Genomic DNA, 20,669 nt, shown 5'->3' on the forward strand with positions numbered 1-20,669 from the left:
CCCGTCCATCTGCTGATTCACGCGCAACGAACGCGTCCGGGACGGTCCGTCGCCGTCCGGCTCCCCCGCCGGTCACTCGTCCGGGCTGTAGAGCGCGACCATCAGATGCAGCGGCACCCCCTCGGCGACGCTCGGCTCGGCGTCGACGTCCGCCACCAACTTGCGGAAACGGCGCTGGAATTCGGCAACTCGCGCCGGGGGGATCCGGATGTCGCTGAACATGACGACAGGCCGACGCTCGTCGTCCGCCGCGTCGATGTCGACCCGGCCGGAGCGCAGCGCGCCCTCGAACCCGTGCAGGAAGGACTCCGCGGCGGACCCCACCAGATTGACCGCGGCATCCAGCGCCACGGCCTCGACTTCGCCCTGCAACTCCCCTTCGTCCGCGCCGGACAGCAGGCCACGGCCGAGCTGCAGGCGGCGCTGGGCCGCGACATAGCGCTGCTCGACGATCCCGGAGACCAGCCGGGTCTCGGCGACGGCGATCAGGCCGGCCTCCTCCAGGTGTTTGAGGTGCCGGTAGAGCTTCGTCTGCGGCTCGCCAAGCTCCTTGGCCAACTCCTTGGCGGTCCAGGCACGAGGCTCGGGGCCGCTGTCCGTCATCAACCGGAGCAGGCCGATGCGCAGCGGGTCGGAGAGCGCCTTGAGTGTCTCGACGTCGTCGACGATCCGGAGGTCCTGAACTTCGTCCATGGCTCCATCTTGCCAGGCGCTCATGACTGCGTCATCATTCACGGAGAAGTGAACGTCAATTCTTTTGAGAACGTTTACGCATCGGGGAGGCCATGCCATGAGCGCTGTCGACACTTCGGCTGCGGCAGAGCAGGTTGCGGACAGCTCGGCTGCGCAGCCCCAGCTCCTGCCGCTGCGTCGCAACTGGCGCTTCCAACTGTTGTGGATCGGCTCGGCCGGGTCGCTCACCGGCCTGACAGCCGCCGAGGTCGCCTACCCCCTGGCCATCCTGGCCCTGACCGGCTCCCCCGCGTGGGCCGGCCTCTTCGGCGTGCTCCAGGCGCTGGCCACGGTGCTCTGCGGGCTGCCCGCCGGAGTCCTGCTCGACCGCTGCGACCGGCGTCGCGTGCTCATCGCCACCGAGACGGTGCGCGCCACGGCGTCCCTCTCGGTCGTGGTCGCTTCGGCACTCGGTGAACTGACGCTACCTCACCTGCTTTTGGTCGCGCTGGCACTGGGCGCCGCACAGCCCCTCGGCGGCGCGGCGCGGATGCTGATGCTCCGCGCGGTCGTCCCACCCGAGCAACTGACCGCGGCGCTGACCCAGGACGAGTTGCGCGTCGGACTCTCCGAGCTGGCCGGTCCCCCGCTGGGTGGCTTCCTCTACGGCGTCAGCCGCATGCTGCCGTTCCTCTTCACCGGTCTTTGCTACCTGCTCTCCCTGACCTGCGCCATGCTGGTCCGCCCCCAACAGCCCGCCGTGACCGACCCGTCGGCCACGCTGCGCACCGTCTTCGACGGCCTCCGCGCGCTGTGGCGGCAGCCGGCCCTGCGCACCACGATGCTGCTGGTCACCCTGCTGAACGCCTGCGGCGCTCCGCTCAGTCTGGTGGTCATCTACCGGCTGCGCGAGCAGGGGGTCGCCTCCTGGGCCATCGGTGTCGCGCTCACCGGGGCGGCGGTCGGCGGGCTGCTCGGCGCCGCTCTGGTCGGATTCCTGCACAGGCGGTTCCGTCCGGGCACCCTGCTGATCGGCATCATCGGAGCCGAGGTGCCCGTCTTCGTCGCGCTGGGCTTCTGCAGCGGGCCGTGGGCTGCCGGGGCGATGCTGGCGCTCGGCATGCTGGGCATCCCCGCCCTGAGCGTGCTGCTCGACGTCCTGATCTTCCGTCAGGTCCCGGACGCCCAGCGCGGCCGGACCATCACCGCGACGATGACGGTGGCTGGCCTGGGCATACCGTTGGGCTCCGGCGCGATCGGCCTGCTGCTGCAGACCCTGGGCGGCACCGGAGCAGTCCTCGCCATGGCCTCCGTCCTCGCCCTCGGCGCCGCCGCTGCGGCGACGCAGCGCGGCCTGCGCCAGGCGCAGTGGCCCGCGGCGCAAGGGTGATCCACGGCGCGCGGCGGGGCCCCGCTGCCTATCCGCTTGCCCGCGTGGGTAGTTCCCCACGTAAAGGTCGAGCCGGGGCGGTGGGCGGATGATCGGCGATCTGTGGGTGCTGGTGACGTGGATGGAGGACCCTCGCCGTGACGGCGTCCCTGTCACCGAGCCGCAGTTGCTCGCCCTGACCTCCCCCGCCGACACCAGCGTCGATGTCACCGCCGACGTCACAACGGATGCGGGCAGGGGTAGGTCGGGCAGCGGAAGGCCCGACATCAGCCGAGCCGCCAGCCTCTCTCCCCGCAATCGCGACGACGACGAGGACGACGAGGCGGGTGAAGCTGCCAAGGCAGACGGGCCCGACGGCAGGGGCGGGCGCGGCCGAAGAGCCGGGAGCGAGACCGGGGCGCCCCAGGTCAACGGCCTGATCCCGGTCGACCGGGTGGAATGGGACGCCTGGCGGGCTGCCGCCGAGCGCTATCTCGCCGCGCTGCAGGAGGCTTCTGCCGCACTCGCCGCAGCGGAGCGGCGGGCGGGCCGGGCAGCCTCCCGGCTGCTTCCGGGTGCGCGTCGCCGGGCCACCCTCGCCGCCGAGGCCGCCTGTAGCCTCGCCGTCACGGACTACGCGGCGAGGCTTCGGGCAGCCACCACCGCCTACTGGCCGATCCACTGCGAGATCGTCCGCCGATTGGAGTCACAAGCCGCAGCGCGCCGCTGGTTGGACATCCGCAGCCGGTTCGCCGATGACGGCGCTGAGCCGGTCTGGGGCTGGTCCCTGCGCGAGCTGGAGCCGGCCGGGAGCGCAGGGCTGGTCGAGCTGACGGTGTTCCGCTGGGACAGCCGCCCCGAAACCCCTGCCTCTGCCGCCGACTTCGTCTCCCCCGACCGGTTCGGCGCCCGGGACCTGGACCGCGAACTACTGCGCCTGCGCGCCGCCTGGACGGTGCGGCGGATCGTCTGGGACGAGGCCGCGCGCCGCCGGGTGGAACAGGACACCGACGGCATCCCCTTCGCCTTGTGGTGGCGCGCGGTGACCGCACGGGTGGACGCCGACGAGAAGGTCGTGCCACCACGCTCGGCGCAGCCCTTCACCGCGCCGCCCGCCCCCAGAGGGGCTCGTCGGATCGAGGTACTCCAGCTTCCGGAACAGATTCCGGACCAACTGCCGGAGCAGGGCGACGGGTTGTGAGCTGACTCCCGACCGCCCTGCTTCCCGCTCCCTGCTCCGTCGGCCCGCCGTCGGGTTACCCCGCTCCGTGGCCTTCCGCGCTCAGCGGACGACCGAGGCGCTCTCCTCCTCGCCGACGAAGGCACGCCAGAGGCGGGCGTAGGCGCCGTCCAGTTCGAGCAGTTCGGCATGGCTGCCGTCCTCCACGATCCGGCCGCGGTCCAGCACGATGACACGGTCCGCCCGGGCCGCCGTGCTGAGTCGGTGCGCGATCACCACTGTGGTGCGGCGCTTGCCTCCGTGCCGGGCCAGCCGGTCGGCGGCGCGGTTGACGGCCGCCTCGGTGGCCAGGTCCAGCGCGGCCGTCGCCTCGTCGAGCAGCAGCAGGTCGGGATCGACCAACTCCGCCCGGGCCAGGGCGATCAGCTGTCGCTGACCGGCCGACAGGTTCCGGCCCCGCTCGGTCACCTGGTAGAGGTAACCGCCCTGGAGGCGCGCGATCATCTCGTGCGCGCCCACCGCGCGGGCCGCCGCCTCGACCTCCGCGTCGGTCGCCTCCGGACGGCCGTAGGCGATGGCATCCCGAATGGTCCCGGCGAACAGGTAGGCCTCCTGCGGGACGACGCCCAACCGGTGCCGGTAGCCGGCCAGGTCCAGCTCCCGCACGTCCTGCCCGTCGACGCGCACGGCGCCGCCGGTGACGTCGTAGAACCGCGCCAGCAGCTTGACCAGCGTCGACTTTCCCGCTCCGGTCTCGCCGACCAGCGCGACCGTCTCCCCGGCCGGGATCCGCAGCTCCACGCCGGTGATCGCCTCGGGCTTGCGCGGTCGCGCCTGCGCCACCGACGCCGGGGCCTGTGCCTGTCCCGAACCCTGAGCGGTCGCCAGGGAACCGGTGGTCTCCGGCTCCGGCGTCGGTGCGAGGGCGTTGTAGGCGAAGTGGACGTTGTCGAAGTGGATGTCCCCGCGCAGTCGCCCCACCTCGGCCGGCCGGTCGGCCTGCGGCGTGGACGTCGGTGTGCGGAGCAGTTCACGGATGCGGGTCAGACCGACGGCCGCCTGCTGGTAGCCGTCGAAGACCTGGGAGAGCTGCTGGACCGGGGAGAAGAACAGGTCGATGTAGAGCAGGTAGGCGACCAGCGCTCCGGTCGTCAGCGTGCCCGCAGTGACCCGGTGTGCGCCGACGATCAGCACCAGCGCCGCGGCGACGCTCGAGAGCATCTGGACGAAGGGGAAGTAGATCGATATGTAGAGCTGCGCCCGGACCCGGGTGCGGCGGTACGCGTCGCTGCGCTCGGCGAACCGGTCCCGGTTGTGCCCCTCGCGCAGGTAGGCCTGGACGATGCGCATCCCGGCCACGTTCTCCTGCAGGTCGGCGTTGACGGTGCTGACCCGCTCGCGGCTGAGCTGGTAGATCTTGGACGACTTGGCCCGGAACAGCAGGGTCGCGGCTATGAGCACCGGCAGCACCGCGAAGACGTACAGCGCCAACCCCGCGTCGAGCACCAGCAGGACCACGAAGATGCCGAGGAAGGTCATCACGCTGACCACCGCGGTGACCACGCCGGTCTGCAGGAACGAGCTGAGGGCGTCCACGTCGGTGGTCATCCGGGTCATGATCCGGCCGCCGAGCTCGCGCTCGTAGTAGTCGAGGCCGAGCCGCTGCAGATGCGCGAAGATCTTGACCCGCAGGCTGTAGAGCACCCGTTCACCGGTGCGCCCGCTGACCTGGGTCTCGGCCATCTGCACCAGCCAGTCGCCGAGAACGATCAGCAGTGCGACCACCGAGGCGCCCATGACCGCGCCGGTCGCCGCCTTCGAGACGCCGTCGTCGATGCCGTGCCGGATCAGGATCGGCAGGGCCAGCGAGGCCAGCGCGTCCAGCCCGACCAGGAGCAGCGCGAGCAGCAGCGGCCCCTTGAACGGTGCCAGCATGACGCGCAGGTTGAAGCCCGGATCCGGGCGTCGGGCCTGGTCCAGCGGGATCGCCGGGCTGTCGTCCGCAGGCGGCAGCGCCGCGACCTTGGCGAGCAGCTCCGGCGTGGCCGGCAGGCTGCCCATCGCGGCCTGCATCCCGCCACCACCACGACCACCGCCGCCACCCGGGCGCGGGCCCGCGGTCCCCGCCGCGTTCTGCCCCGCGGTGACGGGCGCGTCGGGGTCCTGCACCGGATAGCGCTCGCGGTCCCAGAGCTCCGGCGTGACACCGCCGACGGCTGCCGGGGCCTCTGTGGCCTCGCCGAACCCGAGCTCACCAAGGTTGCCAAGCTCACCGAGTTCGCCGAGGTTGCCGAAGTCGTCCAGCTCCGCGGCGAGTTCGGAGTCGCTCATCAGCTCCGCCACCGGATCCGCCTGGCGCACATCGCCGGCCATGGCGTCCGGGTCGGTCAGCAGCGCCCGGTAGAGCGGGCAGCGCTCCTCCAACTCCTCGTGCGTACCGACGTCGACCAGCGTGCCGTGGTCCAGCACGCCGATACGGTCGGCAAGTTGCAGGGTCGAGCGCCGGTGGGCGATCAGCAGCGTGGTGCGCCCGGCCATCACGGCCCGCAGCGCCTCGTGGATCTCGGCCTCGACGCGGGCGTCGACGGCGGAGGTGGCGTCGTCCAGCAGCAGGATGTGCGGATCCGCGAGGATCGCACGGGCCAACGCGACTCGCTGTCGCTGGCCGCCGGAGAGCGTCAGGCCCTGCTCGCCGACGACGGTGTCGTAGCCACCGGGCAGCTCCTGGATGAAGCCGTCCGCCTGGGCCGCTCGCGCTGCGGCGAGCACCTCCTCCTCGGAGGCGTCGGGGCGGCCGTAGGCGATGTTGGTGCGTACGGACTCGGAGAAGAGGAAGCTGTCCTCGGGCACGATGCCGATCGCCGCCCGCAGGGATCGCAGGGTCAGATCCCGCACGTCGTGGCCGTAGACCCGGACCGTGCCTGCGGTCGCGTCGTAGAAGCGCGGGACCAGCATGCCGACGGTGGACTTGCCGGAGCCCGAGGCGCCGACCAGGGCGACGGTCTCCCCCGCGGTGAGGCTCAGGTTGAGGCCGCTGAGCACCGGCGGGCTGGACGGGCCGTAGGCGAAGTCGACGTTCTCGAAGGAGACGGCAGGCACGGCGGCACGCTTGCGGTCGACCAGCTCCCGACCGCCCTCGTCCTGGCCGCGCAGAGCCTCCACGTCGGAATCCCCTGCGGAGTCCGCGACGTCGTCCGCCTGAACGCCCTCGCGGGCGTCCTCGTAGTCGGACAGCTGCAGGTCGATCGCGGAGGGGCGCTCCTTGATCACCGGCCGTTCGTCGATCAGCTGGAGGACTCGCTCCACACTGGCGCGTGCCTGCTGCCCCACCGTCAGCAGGGTGGTGAGCATCCGGACCGGGCCGGTCATCTGGGCGAGGTAGGTGGAGAAGGCGACGAAGGTGCCCAGCGACACCTGGCCGCGGACGGCCAACCAGCCGCCGAGGGCGAGGACGCCGACCTGCCCCAGGGACGGGATCGCCTGCATGGCCGGGCTGTACCGGGCGCTGAGGCGGATGCCGCGCAGGCGCTTGGCGTAGAGCCGACGGCTCGTTGCCTCCAGCCGGCCGAGCTCCTGCTCCTCCTGGCCGAAGCCCTTGACCACCCGCACGCCGGAGACCGCCCCGTCGACCACACCGGCCACCCGACCGGCTTCCTGCTGCGCCGACCAGGTCGCCGGGAACAGCCGCTTCCGGCTGAGCACCGCGAACCACCAGAGGGCCGGGGCCATCGCGACGGCGATCAGGGTCAGCACGGGTGACAGGAAGAACATCACCACGAGGGAGAGCAGGAACATCAGGATGTTGCCGGTCATCATCGGCAGCATCGAGAGCAGACCGACAATCATCTGCAGGTCGGAGGTGGCTCGGCCGACCACCTGGCCGGTGTCGAGACTGTCCTGCTTCGCGCCGTCGAGACGGGTCAGCGAGTCGAAGAGGTCCTGCCGCATGTCGTGCTGGACGTCCATGGCCAGCTTGCCGCCCCAGTAGCGGCGGGCGAGCGTGAGCAGGAAGACCAGCACGGCGGCCACCACCAGGGCGGTCGCCCACGGTGCCAGCGGTCGGCTGTGCGTGGTGATGACGTCGTCGATGATCAGTCGTGGAATCAGCGGCACCAGAGCGGTGATCGCCATGCCGAGCAGGGACGCACCGAACGACAGCAACACATTGCTGCGGTAGCGCCAGGCATAACCGCTCAGCCGACGCACCCACCTGGAGCTGCCTTCTGGGCCGCTCTGGGTGGAGGGGGCAACGGCTTCCCCCGGAGACTTATGAGCCTGAGACATATTTAGCGATACTAATCTTCTCGTCGGTCAGCTGTCCATGCCACTTTCGGCACTTACATCGGTACCCGCCGTGCACGGTGACGCACGCGCGGGACGCCGAGGTCACCAGCCCGCGGCGCCGTAGTAGCGATCCACATCGATGCGCACCACCACCCGCCGCTCGGCCACCATCGCGGCCCGATAGTCGTCCCAGTCGGGATGCTCGCCGGCGATCCGCCGGTAGACGTCGACCAACTCCTCGACGGTCGCATCGTCCGGCGCGGCGGACACCTCGCTCACCTCCGCCGTGCCTTCGGCCACGGCATAGGCGCGGAAGTCCGCGCCGGTGACGTAGACGCTCACCCGCGGGTCGCGGCGCAGGTTGGCCACCTTGGCGCTGCCCGCCCTGGTGGAGAACCGCAGCAGCCCCTGGCTGCCCTGGTCCGGGTCGAAGGCGTAGACGACGTTGGAGAGCTGCGGTCTGCCGTCTCGTTTGAGGGCGACGATCGCACCCCTGCGGGAACTCGCGACCAGGTCTCGGAGATCCTGCTCGGCCATGGTGCGTCCTCCGTTCGCCGATTCCGATCGGCACAGCCGAACGGCACTCCGAGCGGTCGGTCGGCCGCCCGTCGGGCAATCTGCTCAGCACCAGATTCGCCCCGGCTGTTCCCTCGGCGCACCGGGCGTTGGTCGCGCAACCGGTCACCCGTGGGTCGTAGGACTGAGGGCCGAGTCCCCCGGACAGTCGGCTGGGAGGGGGCGGCGGACAGCGGGCGGAAGTAACCAAGCAGAGGCGCGGCGCTCAGCCCTCGGTCGCCGCAGCAGCTGCCAGCGCTCCGAGCGCCAGGCGGTGCAGCAGGACCGCCATGGCCTCACGCCCGTCGGGATGGCCGAGCCCCGGCGCCGCGCTGTGCGGGGTCGAGTTGAGCAGCCCGAAGACCGCGTGCACCGCCGGGCGAGCCTCCTCCCCCAGCCCGGGGAAGACCTGGCCGGCGACCCCGACCCAGAGCTCCACATACTGGCGCTGCAGGCTGCGCACCCGGCGCCGGTCGGGCTCAGGAAGGTTCAGCAACTCCCGGTCGTGCAGCGTGATCAGCGCACTCTCGTCCAGTGCGAAGTCGATATGGCCCTGGAGCAGCGACTCCAATGCCTCCCGGGCGCCACCAGCCGCGTCGACCCGGCTGCGGCCCTGGTCCAGCAGCCGCTCGCTGATGCCGATCAGCAGGTCGGCAAGCATGGCGTCCTTGCCGGGGAAGTGCCGGTAGAGGCCGGGGCCGCTGATCCCCACCGCACGGCCGATCTCGTCGACGCCCACCCCGAGGAAGCCACGCTCGGCGAAGAGCCGGGCGGCCTCGCGGCGGATCTGGGCGCGACGGGGGTTCTCGACCGGGGGACTCGTCGGCTTTGCCATCTGGCCATCGTAGACAGAGCAGTTAGGGAGCGTTAACCTGAGGCCCATAAGTTAACGAGCGTTCACAGGAGCAAAGGAGCTCGTGGCGATGGCAGCTGCGCCAGTCCCCACCGGTTTTCCGCCGGGTCCGCAGGCCCTTGCTGCGGCGCCGCGGCTGGAGAGCACGGCCGACCCGAACTCGTCCGGCTACCGCGCCAACGAGGAAGCACACCGGGCGCTGGTCGACGAACTGCGCGGCAAGCTGGCCGCGGCCGCGCTCGGCGGCGGTGCACGGGCCCGCGAGCGGCACACCGCGCGCGGAAAGCTGCTGCCGCGCGACCGGGTGGACACCCTGCTGGATGCGGGCTCGCCGTTCCTCGAGATCTCCCCCCTGGCGGCGGACGGCCTCTACAACGGGGACGCACCGGCGGCCGGCGTGATCGCGGGCATCGGCCGGGTGGCCGGCCGCGAGGTCGTGGTCGTCGCCAACGACGCGACGGTCAAGGGCGGCACCTACTACCCGCTCACCGTCAAGAAGCACCTGCGGGCCCAGGAGATCGCCCTGGACAACCGCCTGCCCTGCATCTACCTGGTCGACTCCGGCGGCGCGTTCCTGCCGATGCAGGACGAGGTCTTCCCGGACCGCGACCACTTCGGACGGATCTTCTACAACCAGGCCCGCCTCTCCGCAGCCGGCATCCCGCAGCTGGCAGCCGTTATGGGCTCCTGCACCGCGGGTGGGGCCTACGTCCCGGCCATGAGCGACCAGGCCGTGATCGTCCGCAACCAGGGGACGATCTTCCTGGGCGGGCCGCCGCTGGTGAAGGCCGCCACCGGTGAGGTGGTCACCGCCGAGGAGCTCGGCGGCGGCGAGCTGCACTCCCGCACCTCCGGGGTCACCGACCACCTGGCCGAGAACGACACCCACGCCCTGGCCATCCTGCGCACCGCGGTGGCCGGCCTCGGCCCGCGTACGCCGATGCCGTGGAACGTGGAGCCGGTCGAGGAGCCGAGCGTCGACCCGGCCGGGCTCTACGGAGCGGTGCCGGTGGACCCGCGTACCCCCTACGACGTGCGCGAGGTGATCGCCCGGGTCGTGGACGGCAGCCGGTTCGCCGAGTTCAAGGCCGAGTACGGTCCGACCCTGGTCACCGGTTTCGCCCGGATCCACGGACACCCGGTGGGGATCGTCGCCAACAACGGCATCCTCTTCGCGGAGTCCGCCCTCAAGGGCGCGCACTTCATCGAGCTCTGCGACCAGCGCGGCATTCCGCTGCTCTTCCTGCAGAACATCTCCGGTTTCATGGTCGGGCAGAAGTACGAGGCAGGCGGCATCGCCAAGCACGGCGCCAAGATGGTGACCGCCGTGGCGACCACCCGGGTGCCCAAGCTGACCGTGGTGGTCGGCGGCTCGTACGGCGCGGGCAACTACTCGATGTGCGGGCGGGCCTACTCCCCTCGGTTCCTGTGGATGTGGCCGGGTTCCAAGATCTCGGTCATGGGCGGCGAGCAAGCCGCCTCGGTACTGGCGACCGTGCGTCGTGACCAGTTCGACGCCCGTGGCGAGGAGTGGTCGGCCGAGGCGGAGGAGGAGTTCCGCCGCCCGGTGCGCGAGCAGTACGAGCGCCAGGGGAACGCCTACTACGCCACGGCCCGCCTCTGGGACGACGGCGTGATCGACCCGATGGACACCCGCACCGTGCTCGGCCTGGCGCTGAGCGCGTGCGCGAACGCCCCCCTGCCCGAGCCGCGCCCGTACGGCGTCTTCCGCATGTGACATGACGAGAGGTCACCTCCTGTGCCTATGTTCGAAAGTGTTCTGGTGGCCAACCGCGGCGAGATCGCGGTCCGGGTCATCCGCACGCTGCGACGGCTCGGCGTGCGCTCCGTCGCCGTGCACAGCGCCGCCGACGCCGGGGCGCCACACGTCCTGGCGGCCGACAGCGCGGTTCTGATCGACAGTTACCTCGACGGCGCCGAACTGGTCGGCGCCGCCCGCCGCGCCGGCGCCGAGGCCGTCCACCCCGGCTACGGGTTCCTGGCCGAGAACGCCGGGTTCGCCCGTGCCTGCGCCGAGGCGGGGCTGGTCTTCATCGGCCCGCCCGCCGAGGCGATCGAGCTGATGGGCGACAAGATCCACGCCAAGGAGGCGGTCAAGGCCGCTGGCGTTCCGGTCGTCCCCGGCAGCGACGGCGACAAGCTGGACGACGAGGCCCTCATCGCCGCCGCGACCGCCATCGGGATGCCGGTGCTGCTCAAGCCCTCCGCCGGTGGCGGTGGCAAGGGCATGCGCCTGGTCCACGACGCCGACCGGCTGTCCGAGGAGATCGCCGCCGCGAGGCGCGAGGCCCGCGTCTCGTTCGGCGACGACACCCTGTTGGTGGAGCGGTGGATCGACCGCCCCCGTCATATCGAGATCCAGATCCTGGCCGACGCGCACGGCAACGTCGTCCACCTGGGCGAGCGCGAGTGCAGCCTCCAGCGGCGCCACCAGAAGCTGATCGAGGAAGCCCCTTCCGTGCTCCTCGACGAGGCGACGCGCGCCCAGATGGGTGCGGCGGCCGTGCGTGCGGCTCAGTCCTGCGGCTACACGGGCGCAGGGACCGTCGAGTTCATCGTCCCCAGCAGCGATCCCTCCTCCCACTACTTCATGGAGATGAACACCCGGCTCCAGGTGGAGCACCCGGTGACCGAACTCGTCACCGGCCTGGACCTGGTGGAGTGGCAGCTCCGCGTTGCCGCGGGCGAAGTGCTCCCCTTCGCCCAGGCCGACGTCACCCTCACCGGACACGCGATCGAGGCGCGCATCTGCGCCGAGGACCCCAGCCGCGGGTTCCTCCCCTCCGGGGGGAAGGTCCTGTTGCTTCAGGAGCCCGAGGGGGAAGGGGTCCGGGTGGATTCCGGACTGGCCCCCGGCCTTGTCGTCGGCAGCAGCTACGACCCGATGGTGTCCAAGGTCATCTCCTACGGCCCCGACCGGGCAACCGCGCTGCGCAGGCTGCGCGCCGCTCTGGCGGACACGGTCGTCCTCGGGGTCGTCACCAACGCCGGCTACCTGCGCCGACTGCTCTCTCATCCCGACGTCGTCGCGGGGCGCCTCGACACAGGACTGGTCGAGCGCCACCCGGAGCTGACGCTAGCCCCGGCTCTGGAGACCGGGCAAGCCGATCCCACCCAGCCTGTGGATAACCTGCCGCTCCTCGCAGCCGCGCTGGTCAGGCAGGTGCTGCTGGACCCGGTCCGCCTTGCCGGCGGTGCGGAGCGGGCGGGAACGGCCGGGTCCGGCTGGGCCGATCCCTTCGCGCGGCCGAGCGGTTGGCGCATCGGCGGCGTCCCCGCCTGGACCCGCCACCAGCTGCGCCTCCCCGGAGGCGACCCGGTCCTCGTCGAGGTGCGTCCCGACCGAGGCGGCTCCGCCGACGCCTTCGAGGCCCGCATCGGCGGCACGGCCGACGTGGCCGTCGTCGACGGCAGTGCGGGCGGCAGTGGCGCGGGCATGAGCAACGCGAGCGGCGGTGGCACGAGCGGCCGTGGCACCGGTGCCGTCCTCCGCGTCGCGGTACGGACCGATCTGGCCGACGGCCAGGGGGCGAACGGCGGTACCGGCCTGGTCGGTCGGGTCGCGGTGACTCTCGACGGGATCACCCGTCCCTTCACCGCGGCGGTCGAGGAGTCCTCCGACGGCAGCGGCTCGGTCTGGCTGGGCCGGGACGGCGACAGCTGGCTCTGCCAGGTCCACGATCCGCTGGCGGACCTCGCGTTCGGCGGCGCGGGGGCGCACGGAGGCTCGCTGACCGCCCCCATGCCCGGCACGGTCACCCTCGTCAAGGCCTCCGTCGGCGACCGGGTGACCAGGGGTCAGGCGGTGCTGGTGCTGGAGGCGATGAAGATGGAGCACGTCATCACCGCGCCCCACGACGGCGTCGTGGAACAGCTCAAGGTCGTGCCGGGCGCCACGGTCGCCATGGACGACCTGCTCGCCGTCATCGCCCCGGCAGAGACGTCCGACGGCGCAGCGCCCGCAGGCGAGTCCGACGGCGCGGCAACGAACGCCGCATCCACGACCGAGGAATCCTGAGGAGTGGTGATGACCGATCACGAACCCACGGTGCTCGAACTGGGGCTCCCCGACCCGGTGCGCGCGGACGGACTGCCCGCGCGGGTGCGGATCCACGAGGTCGGCCCGCGTGACGGGCTTCAGAACGAGTCCACGGCCCTCCCGGTCGACGTCAAGGCGGAGTTCATCGCCCGGCTCGCGGCGGCGGGTCTGCGCACCGTCGAGGCCACCAGCTTCGTCCACCCCAAGTGGGTGCCCCAACTCGCCGACGCGGAGGAGTTGTTCCCCCGTGTCTCCGGTCTGCCCGCCGAGTATCCGGGGCTGCGTCTGCCGGTGCTGGTGCCGAACGAGCGCGGACTCGACCGGGCGCTGACCCTGGGCGCCAAGGACATCGCGGTCTTCGCCAGCGCCACCGAGACCTTCGCCCAGCGGAACCTCAACCGCAGTGTGGCGCAGTCACTGGAGATGTTCGCCCCGGTGGTGGAGCGCGCCACGGCCGCCGGGGTGGCCGTCCGCGGATACCTGTCCATGTGCTTCGGCGACCCGTGGGAGGGCCCCGTCGCACCGGACCAGGTGGTCGCCGTCGGACGGGAGCTGCTGGCCTTCGGCTGCACGGAGTTGAGCCTCGGCGACACCATCGGCACCGGCACGCCGGGCCAGGTCGAGGCGCTGCTCGCAGCGTTCTCGGCGGCGGGCGTCGGCCCGGAGCGGCTGGCCGTGCACTTCCACGACACCTACGGCCAGGCACTGGCCAACACGCTCACCGCACTGCGTTGCGGCGTCAGCGTGGTGGACTCCTCGGCCGGTGGCCTGGGCGGCTGCCCGTACGCCAAGAGCGCCACGGGCAACCTGGCGACCGAGGACCTGGTCTGGATGCTGAACGGGCTCGGGATCGAGACCGGCGTGGACCTGGCGGCGCTCGCCTCCACCAGCGCCTGGTTGGCCGGGCACATGGGCCGTCCCAGCCCGTCCCGCGCGGTCCGAGCCCTGACCGGGGCTTGACCGGCGGGCCGCTCCGCTCGGCCACCAGCCCTTCGCTCAGCGCGACTTCCGTCCCTTCCCTCCTCCCTCACCCCGCGCTTCTGCCACCACCGCACCACCCGCTTCCGTGAGCCGTCGGCTCTCGGCGCCCCACAAGGCCGTCGAGGCCGCGGCCATGGGGCCGGGCAGGGCGGGCGTCGATCCGGCGCTCCGACCTACCGGCTCCCGCCTCCGCGCACGCCTCCCACCCTCAGGAGACCGTCATCATGCTGGACCACCGCCTCGACCCCGAGCACGAGGAACTGCGGCGCACCGTCCGCGAGTTCGCACAGGACGTGGTCGCCCCAAAGATCGGCGAACACTACGAGCACAACGAGTTCCCGTACGAGATCGTCCGGGAGATGGGCCGGATGGGCCTGTTCGGGCTGCCCTTCCCCGAGGAGTACGGGGGCATGGGCGGCGACTACTTCGCCCTCTGCCTGGCCCTTGAGGAACTGGCCCGGGTCGACTCCTCCGTGGCGATCACCCTGGAGGCAGCCGTCTCCCTGGGCGCCATGCCGATCTACCGATTCGGCACCGAGGAGCAGAAGCGCGAGTGGCTGCCGAAGCTCTGCTCCGGCGAGATGCTGGGCGCCTTCGGCCTGACCGAGCCGGAGGGCGGCTCGGACGCCGGGGCGACCCGCACCACGGCCGTCTACGACAAGGCCACCGACGAGTGGGTGATCAACGGCACCAAGTGCTTCATCACCAACGCGGGCACCGACATCACCGGTCTGGTGACCGTGGCTGCGCTCACTCGTTCGAGCGAAGATGCGGCGGAGACCTCGCCCAGCCGGTCGATCTCCACCATCATCGTGCCGACGGGGACTCCGGGGTTCACCGTCTCGAAGAAGTACTCGAAGGTGGGCTGGAACGCTTCCGACACCCGGGAGCTGTCCTTCACCGACGTCCGGGTGCCCGCCGCCAACCTGGTGGGTGAGCAGGGACGCGGTTACGCGCAGTTCCTGCGGATCCTCGACGAGGGCCGGATCGCCATCGCCGCGCTGGCCACCGGGCTGTCCCAGGGCTGCGTCGACGAGTCGCTGCGCTACGCGGGCGAGCGGAAGGCCTTCGGCCACGCCATCGGGGCCAACCAGGCCATCCAGTTCAAGATCGCCGACATGGAGACCCGGGCGCTCACCTCGCGCCTCGCCTGGTACCACGCGGCCAGCAAGATGCTGGCGGGTGAGCCGTTCAAGAAGGAGGCGGCCATCGCCAAGCTGTACTCCTCGGAGGCGGCCGTCACCAACGCCCGTGAGGCCACCCAGGTCCATGGCGGCTACGGATTCATGAACGAGTTCCCGGTGGCGCGCTTCTGGCGCGACAGCAAGATCCTGGAGATCGGCGAGGGCACCTCGGAGGTCCAGCGGATGCTCATCGCCCGCGAACTGGGCATGACGTACTGACCCGGCTCCGGGCCGGTTGACCGGCCTGCCGAACGCAGGTGGTGGGTGGCCGCGCGGCTGCCCACCACCCGGACGCGTCAGGGAATGACCACCACCGGGCGGTTGGCCCGTCGGGCCAGCCGGGCGGCCACCGAGCCGAAGAGGCGTCCCAGCAGCCCGTGTGTACCGCCGACGACGATGGCGTCCGCGGCGTACTCCCGCGCGACCTCTTCGAGTTCGTGGCAGATGTCCCCGCCGCGCTCGACGAGCACCCACGGCACGTCGCTCAGGAAGTCCGCGCAGGCGAGCTCGAGGCCGAGCACCTCGGTGCGGTGGTCCGGCACGTCCACGAAGACGGGCGGCTCGCAACCGGCCCAGACGGTCGCAGGCAGCCGGTTGGCCACGTGCACCAGCACCAGGCCCGATCCCGAGCGTCTCGCCATCCCCACGGCGTACGCCAGCGCACGCTCACTGGACACCGAACCGTCGAAGCCCACCACGACCCCGTGGAGGAACGCCGGGTCGCACGGGCGTACCTGTTGTGACTGGACTTCAAAACTTGGCATCGGCAGCTGGGGTCCCGTCGTCTGTTTGCGTTCGCGGGGCTCTGGATGCTCGTAACCGGCCATGGCTGTGGACGTTTCGCGAGGTGGGATACGAGGGCGTGGTGCGGGATGAACTCGAAGAACGTGATGCAGAGGGATGTGCGAGGTCGGCTGGAAAGGCGGCCGGTTTTCCTCTTCCTCCCAGGGTACGGCGACATTCTGTCCACGCCCAGATGCGGAGCGCACAGGCGGCGCAGTTCCCGCTAAAGGGGGATGCGTGCGCCCGGGGCGTGGATGGAGCATGCCTGAGCTCCGGCGCATACGCAACGGTGCAGGCACGCACAGGCCTTCGTCGGGTCGCACTGGTTTTCGGACAAAGCCCCCGATCGGCGGGGCGCATATGCCAGAAGGCTGGAACGATGCGGTTCATGCCGCCTCTGCTGCTCTTCGATCTGGACAACACCCTCGTGGATCGGAATCAGGCCTTCCACGGGTGGGCACGTCGCTTCCTCGATTCCTGGGCACTTCCGGGCGAGGATCTCTACTGGCTCTCCACACTGGACTGCGGCGGCTATTTCCCGCGTGAAGCCCTGATGCGGGCGACCGCCGCCCGTTACGGCCTCAGGGTCTCGCTGGAATTGCTCCTGCGTGACTACGCAGAAACGATGACCGAGCTCATCCAGTTGCCGGAGACCCACCGGGACGCCCTGCACCGGGCCCGCTCCGCCGGATGGACGCTCGGGATCGTGAGCAACGGCGCGACGAAGCAACAGCTGGCCAAGATCGAGAGAACCGGCCTGGCCGGGCTGGTCGACGGCTGGGTGATCTCGGAGGAGGCCGCCTGCGAGAAGCCCGACCCGCGGATCTTCCACCTGGCAGCCGAGCGCTGCGGCCTGCGCCCGCAGCACGACGACGCCTCGTCCTGGACCTCGTCCACCTGGATGGTGGGTGACCACGCACCGGCCGACATCGCGGGCGCACAGGTCGCGGGGCTGCGCAGTGTCTGGCTGCACCACGGCCGCCCCTGGCCCGAGCTCGGCTACCGCCCGACGCTGACCGCCAAGGGGCTCCCGGAGGCCGTCACCGGCGTGCTGAGCGCTCCCCGCTACGCTCCGGCCGCCTGAGCGCCGCCACACGCCACCTCCGCGGCGTCGCCCATCGCTCAGCAGCGCAGCGGATCGTTCAGCGGCGCAGCGCGGCCGGGGTCGACGGGTAGCGCCACCAGCGCGCGACCGCGCGCTCCGTGAAGCCCAGGTGGCGATAGAGGGGTTCACCGAGCAGAGTGGCCGTCAAAGTCGCCGGACGGTCCGGATGGGCCGCCAGGGCGGTACGCAGCACAGCTCCTGCGGCCCCGCGCGAGCGGAGCTCGGGAAGCGTGGTCATCCAGTAGACGCCGACGGCCGCTCCGTCGTCCACGGTGACGCAGGCGGCCGCCGGCTCCCCGCCGACCCGGGCCAGCCAACTGCGACGCCCCGGTATCCGTGCGTACTCCACGGGGAAGTGGCTGCCGCGCCGCCACGGCAGCAGATGGGGAATGGGGAACCCCTCGACCACGACCCGTTCGACGGCCGCGAGATCGGCCTCGTCGACCGCCTCTGTTGCCTCCACCGCCTCCGTTGTCTCCACCGTCACCGATGGTGACGGTGCGCCAGGCATGACGGGTGCCGGGTCGCGGACCATCACGGGCATGGTCAGCGCGGACTCGCAGCCGTACGGGCCGAGGTCGAGCGCGAGATAGGGGTCTTCGAGGGTCAACTGCCGGGTGTCCCAGCTGCGGAACACACCCAGCAGCTCACCGGTGAGCGCCTCGGGGTCCTGGGGGCGGGCGGTCACCAGCACCCGATGGGCGTCGTCCGCACGGATCGCCGTCCAGCCGGGCCGGACCTCCGTCTCCCAGCCGCGCACCTCCGCCATGGTCAGCCAGTGGGCGACGGCGTTCGCAACAGCGAGATCAAGACCCATGCGTACCACCCTAGGGCCCCGGAGGCGGCGTACCCAGGTGCGCCGTATGCGCCCCCACACGCTCCCAAGCGCCGCTTTTCGGTCAACTTGCGGACACGCGTGCCTCATTGGCCGTACCCGCAGCCCAGGCGGGTGGACCGCGCCGCTCTGGCGTCGTCAACTGCGCTGCGCCCGCCCCACAACCGCGTGTCCCCTGGTACGCCCCCTTCCCTGACGGGTCGATGGGTGTCAGTCTTCGAGATCGAATGCTTCACGCCAAATTGCCATGTCGATATAGCGTCTGATGGTGAACTGGTCGCACCGGACTCGCTGGAACCAGTAGATTCGATCTTGAGGAGAGCAAGCGAGCAGGGGGACTCGACAGGCGCCGACACACGCACATCTGGTGCTCATCGCACCGCGAGAACGGGACGGACCGGGACGACCATGACAGCGAGGGGGGCCGGAGCGCCTTGAGCAGGGTCAGCAGGAATACCGCCACCGGGGATGAGGTGGCTGTCGCCGCCCCGGTCGGCGCCGCGGGTTCCGCGGGCCCGGCCGCCCTTCCGCGCAAGCTGTCGGGACGTCGCCGTCCGGAGATCGTCGCCGTGCTGCTCTTCAGCGGCGGGCCGATCTTCGAGAGCTCGATTCCGCTCTCGGTCTTCGGCGTGGACCGGCAGGACACCAGCCTTCCCCACTACCGGCTCCTGGTCTGCGCGGGCGAGCCCGGGCCGCTGGCGACGACCGGCGGTCTGACCATGACCGCCCCGCACGGCATCGAGGGCCTAGCCCGGGCCGGGACGGTCGTCGTCCCCGCCTGGCGGGCCGCGGCGCAGACGCCTCCCCCCGAAGCCCTCGCCGCGCTGCGCAAGGCGCACGCCGAGGGCGCGCGCATCATCGGGCTCTGCACCGGTGCCTTCGTCCTCGCCGCCGCCGGTCTGCTGGACGGCCGCCCGGCGACCACGCACTGGATGTACGCGCCGACCCTCGCGAAGCGCTACCCGCAGATCCAGGTCGATCCCCGCGAGCTCTACATCGACGAGGGCGACGTCCTCACCAGCGCCGGCACCGCAGCCGGGATAGACCTGTGCCTCCACGTGGTGCGCACCGACCACGGCGCGGACGCGGCGGCAGCGCTGGCACGTCGTCTGGTCGTCCCGGTGCGGCGTACCGGAAGTCAGGCCCCGTACGTCGACCGGTCTTTACCCGAGGAGATCGGGAACGACCCGCTCGCCGAGGTCGTCACCTGGGCGCTGGAGAACCTCTCCAAGCAGTTCGACGTCGAGGTCCTCGCCGCCCGTGCCTACATGAGCCGGCGGACCTTCGACCGCCGCTTCCGGTCGCTGACCGGGAGCGCCCCGCTGCAGTGGCTCATCTCGCAGCGCGTCCTGCAGGCCCAACGGCTGCTGGAGACCACCGAACTGTCCGTGGACGAGGTCGCCAGACGCTGCGGATTCCGCTCGCCGGTGGCCCTGCGCGGCCACTTCCGGCGCCAACTCGGCGTCTCTCCCGCCGTCTACCGCAGCACGTTCCGCGCGCGGCGACCGGAGACGCCCACCGGAAGCACCTCCGGGGGGACGGGACTGGCCGTGGTCGGCGCCACGCCGTCGACGTCGGCGTCGCACCATGCGGGCCTGGGCTCCGGTCCGCTGGGCGGTCTGCCGAGCTCCGACGGGGTCGGCTCCGGCGGCCCGACCGTGCCTCCGCAGGGCGGACCGGGCGGACTCAACTCACGTTCGAACGGTCGGGCCCGGCAGGGAGCCCGGACGGCACCGGATGACCACTCCTCCCCCGCGGAGGACGGTCGCCCGGGTCCGTCCCAGGGCCTGAGCCATCCGGACAGTGCGAACGCCGCGCTGCGGCGCCGCGCCGCCGAACGCCCCTGAGCCGGATGGGTCGGATCGAGGTGTGGCTGTGGCCACGGCCCTTGCCGTGACCGCAGCCGACCACAGCCGACCACAGCCGACCGCAGCCGCATCGGCGTTCCGACGGGGCTGCCGTGGCTGCGGCGCCTCGCGCCGCCTCGCCTCCCGGGTGGAATTCGACCGCCGTGTCGACTTGCGCCTTTCCGTCGGGATGATCGACCATGACGGGTCAGCTGGTCGCCCACCCGGGTAGGGGCGCGGCTCCCGGTTGACGCCGAGCAGCGCACGCGTACGAGCCCCGGGACGGTGAGCCGGATGAACGACCGCATGGTCTGGATCGACTGCGAGATGACGGGTCTCGACCTGGAGAGGGACGCCCTGGTGGAGGTCGCCGCGCTGGTGACCGACTCCGAGCTCAACATCCTCGGTGAGGGCGTCGACATCGTGGTGCGTCCGCCGGCGGAGGCGCTGGAGAACATGCCGGAGATCGTGCGGGAGATGCACACCTCCTCCGGGCTGCTCGACGAGCTCGCCGACGGGATCACGCTGGCCGAGGCCGAGGCCCAGGTGCTCGCCTACGTCCGCGAGCACGTGCCCGAGGCGGGCAAGGCTCCGCTCTGCGGCAACTCCGTGGCGACCGACCGCGGCTTCCTCTCCCGGGACATGCCCGCGCTGGAGTCGCACCTGCACTACCGCATCGTCGACGTCTCCTCGATCAAGGAGCTGGCCCGGCGCTGGTACCCGCGGGCCTACTACAACAGCCCCAAGAAGCAGGGGAACCACCGGGCGTTGGCCGACATCCGGGAGAGCATCGCGGAGTTGAAGTACTACCGGGAGGCCGTCTTCGTGCCCGCGCCGGGCCCGGACACCGACGCGGCCCGCGCCATCGCCGCCCGCTACGAGCTGCCCCCGGCCTGACCTGCCGGAAACCTGGTCGTGAGCACCCCACGCGATCCTGTAGAGTTATCTCCGTCAGCGCGCG

General features: G+C 71.4%; 15 protein-coding genes. 9 read left to right on the top strand and 6 right to left on the bottom strand.

Going from position 1 to position 20,669, the window contains the following annotated elements; genetic code table 11:
• Positions 1-72 precede the first annotated feature (72 nt).
• A complete protein-coding gene (locus I2501_RS21055; RefSeq protein WP_196195683.1) occupies positions 73-693 on the bottom strand; it encodes a winged helix-turn-helix domain-containing protein in 621 nt (206 codons plus the stop codon).
• A gap of 97 nt (positions 694-790) precedes the next feature.
• Between I2501_RS21055 and I2501_RS21060 the strand changes: the two genes are divergently transcribed.
• Together I2501_RS21060 and I2501_RS21065 are read left to right on the top strand one after the other, a co-directional pair.
• Positions 791-2,062: an MFS transporter gene (locus tag I2501_RS21060; protein ID WP_196195684.1), complete on the top strand. Its 1,272-nt coding sequence runs from the start codon at positions 791-793 to the stop codon at positions 2,060-2,062.
• A gap of 88 nt (positions 2,063-2,150) precedes the next feature.
• Positions 2,151-3,242, top strand: coding sequence for a hypothetical protein (locus tag I2501_RS21065; RefSeq protein WP_196195685.1), 1,092 nt, complete (start codon positions 2,151-2,153; stop codon positions 3,240-3,242).
• An 81-nt stretch (positions 3,243-3,323) separates the two neighbouring features.
• Here the strand turns inward: I2501_RS21065 and I2501_RS21070 are convergent, their stop codons facing one another.
• The 3 genes from I2501_RS21070 to I2501_RS21080 form a co-directional block, all read right to left on the bottom strand.
• Positions 3,324-7,505, bottom strand: a complete 4,182-nt coding sequence (locus I2501_RS21070; RefSeq protein ID WP_196195686.1) for an ABC transporter ATP-binding protein — start codon at positions 7,503-7,505, stop codon at positions 3,324-3,326.
• Between the two features lie 102 nt (positions 7,506-7,607).
• Positions 7,608-8,042, bottom strand: a complete 435-nt coding sequence (locus I2501_RS21075) for a PPOX class F420-dependent oxidoreductase (protein WP_196195687.1) — start codon at positions 8,040-8,042, stop codon at positions 7,608-7,610.
• A 244-nt stretch (positions 8,043-8,286) separates the two neighbouring features.
• The gene (locus I2501_RS21080) at positions 8,287-8,895 is read right to left on the bottom strand and encodes an SACE_7040 family transcriptional regulator (protein ID WP_196195688.1); all 609 of its coding nucleotides are present in this window, start codon (positions 8,893-8,895) and stop codon (positions 8,287-8,289) included.
• 88 nt (positions 8,896-8,983) lie between these two features.
• Between I2501_RS21080 and I2501_RS21085 the strand changes: the two genes are divergently transcribed.
• The 4 genes from I2501_RS21085 to I2501_RS21100 all read left to right on the top strand — a co-directional run bounded on the left by I2501_RS21085 (position 8,984) and on the right by I2501_RS21100 (position 15,357).
• On the top strand, positions 8,984-10,651 hold the full coding sequence (locus tag I2501_RS21085; protein ID WP_196195689.1) for a carboxyl transferase domain-containing protein: 1,668 nt from the start codon (positions 8,984-8,986) through the stop codon (positions 10,649-10,651).
• Positions 10,652-10,678: 27 nt separating this feature from the next.
• Complete coding sequence (locus I2501_RS21090) at positions 10,679-12,952, top strand: acetyl/propionyl/methylcrotonyl-CoA carboxylase subunit alpha (RefSeq protein WP_196195690.1); 2,274 nt, start codon at positions 10,679-10,681, stop codon at positions 12,950-12,952.
• A gap of 9 nt (positions 12,953-12,961) precedes the next feature.
• Positions 12,962-13,933 carry a hydroxymethylglutaryl-CoA lyase gene (locus I2501_RS21095; protein WP_196195691.1) on the top strand — a complete coding sequence of 324 codons (972 nt, stop codon included), beginning with the start codon at positions 12,962-12,964 and terminating at the stop codon, positions 13,931-13,933.
• A 245-nt stretch (positions 13,934-14,178) separates the two neighbouring features.
• On the top strand, positions 14,179-15,357 hold the full coding sequence (locus I2501_RS21100; protein WP_196195692.1) for an acyl-CoA dehydrogenase family protein: 1,179 nt from the start codon (positions 14,179-14,181) through the stop codon (positions 15,355-15,357).
• Positions 15,358-15,434: 77 nt separating this feature from the next.
• Here I2501_RS21100 and I2501_RS21105 read toward each other — a convergent pair whose 3' ends face one another.
• Positions 15,435-15,965: a universal stress protein gene (locus I2501_RS21105; protein WP_196195693.1), complete on the bottom strand. Its 531-nt coding sequence runs from the start codon at positions 15,963-15,965 to the stop codon at positions 15,435-15,437.
• 344 nt (positions 15,966-16,309) lie between these two features.
• Here I2501_RS21105 and I2501_RS21110 point away from each other — a divergent pair, with 344 nt between their 5' ends.
• Positions 16,310-17,005: an HAD family hydrolase gene (locus I2501_RS21110; protein ID WP_196195694.1), complete on the top strand. Its 696-nt coding sequence runs from the start codon at positions 16,310-16,312 to the stop codon at positions 17,003-17,005.
• A gap of 58 nt (positions 17,006-17,063) precedes the next feature.
• Here the strand turns inward: I2501_RS21110 and I2501_RS21115 are convergent, their stop codons facing one another.
• On the bottom strand, positions 17,064-17,843 hold the full coding sequence (locus I2501_RS21115) for a GNAT family N-acetyltransferase (RefSeq protein ID WP_196195695.1): 780 nt from the start codon (positions 17,841-17,843) through the stop codon (positions 17,064-17,066).
• A 491-nt stretch (positions 17,844-18,334) separates the two neighbouring features.
• Between I2501_RS21115 and I2501_RS21120 the strand changes: the two genes are divergently transcribed.
• Positions 18,335-19,708: a GlxA family transcriptional regulator gene (locus I2501_RS21120; protein WP_196195696.1), complete on the top strand. Its 1,374-nt coding sequence runs from the start codon at positions 18,335-18,337 to the stop codon at positions 19,706-19,708.
• Positions 19,709-20,002: 294 nt separating this feature from the next.
• Positions 20,003-20,605: an oligoribonuclease gene (gene orn, locus I2501_RS21125; RefSeq protein ID WP_196195697.1), complete on the top strand. Its 603-nt coding sequence runs from the start codon at positions 20,003-20,005 to the stop codon at positions 20,603-20,605.
• The last annotated feature ends 64 nt before the right edge of the window (positions 20,606-20,669 follow it).

This window comes from Streptacidiphilus fuscans (assembly GCF_015690355.1).
Classification (GTDB): Bacteria; Actinomycetota; Actinomycetes; order Streptomycetales; family Streptomycetaceae; genus Streptacidiphilus; species Streptacidiphilus fuscans.

Coding starts and splice junctions, on each gene's coding strand:
- I2501_RS21100 (WP_196195692.1), top strand. CDS start 14,179: ATGCTGGACCACCGCCTCGACCCCGAGCACGAGGAACTGCGGCGCACC.
- I2501_RS21090 (WP_196195690.1), top strand. CDS start 10,679: ATGTTCGAAAGTGTTCTGGTGGCCAACCGCGGCGAGATCGCGGTCCGG.
- I2501_RS21105 (WP_196195693.1), bottom strand. CDS start 15,965: ATGGCCGGTTACGAGCATCCAGAGCCCCGCGAACGCAAACAGACGACG.
- I2501_RS21110 (WP_196195694.1), top strand. CDS start 16,310: ATGCCGCCTCTGCTGCTCTTCGATCTGGACAACACCCTCGTGGATCGG.
- I2501_RS21065 (WP_196195685.1), top strand. CDS start 2,151: ATGATCGGCGATCTGTGGGTGCTGGTGACGTGGATGGAGGACCCTCGC.
- I2501_RS21095 (WP_196195691.1), top strand. CDS start 12,962: ATGACCGATCACGAACCCACGGTGCTCGAACTGGGGCTCCCCGACCCG.
- orn (WP_196195697.1), top strand. CDS start 20,003: ATGAACGACCGCATGGTCTGGATCGACTGCGAGATGACGGGTCTCGAC.
- I2501_RS21075 (WP_196195687.1), bottom strand. CDS start 8,042: ATGGCCGAGCAGGATCTCCGAGACCTGGTCGCGAGTTCCCGCAGGGGT.
- I2501_RS21055 (WP_196195683.1), bottom strand. CDS start 693: ATGGACGAAGTTCAGGACCTCCGGATCGTCGACGACGTCGAGACACTC.
- I2501_RS21085 (WP_196195689.1), top strand. CDS start 8,984: ATGGCAGCTGCGCCAGTCCCCACCGGTTTTCCGCCGGGTCCGCAGGCC.
- I2501_RS21080 (WP_196195688.1), bottom strand. CDS start 8,895: ATGGCAAAGCCGACGAGTCCCCCGGTCGAGAACCCCCGTCGCGCCCAG.
- I2501_RS21060 (WP_196195684.1), top strand. CDS start 791: ATGAGCGCTGTCGACACTTCGGCTGCGGCAGAGCAGGTTGCGGACAGC.
- I2501_RS21115 (WP_196195695.1), bottom strand. CDS start 17,843: ATGGGTCTTGATCTCGCTGTTGCGAACGCCGTCGCCCACTGGCTGACC.
- I2501_RS21070 (WP_196195686.1), bottom strand. CDS start 7,505: ATGTCTCAGGCTCATAAGTCTCCGGGGGAAGCCGTTGCCCCCTCCACC.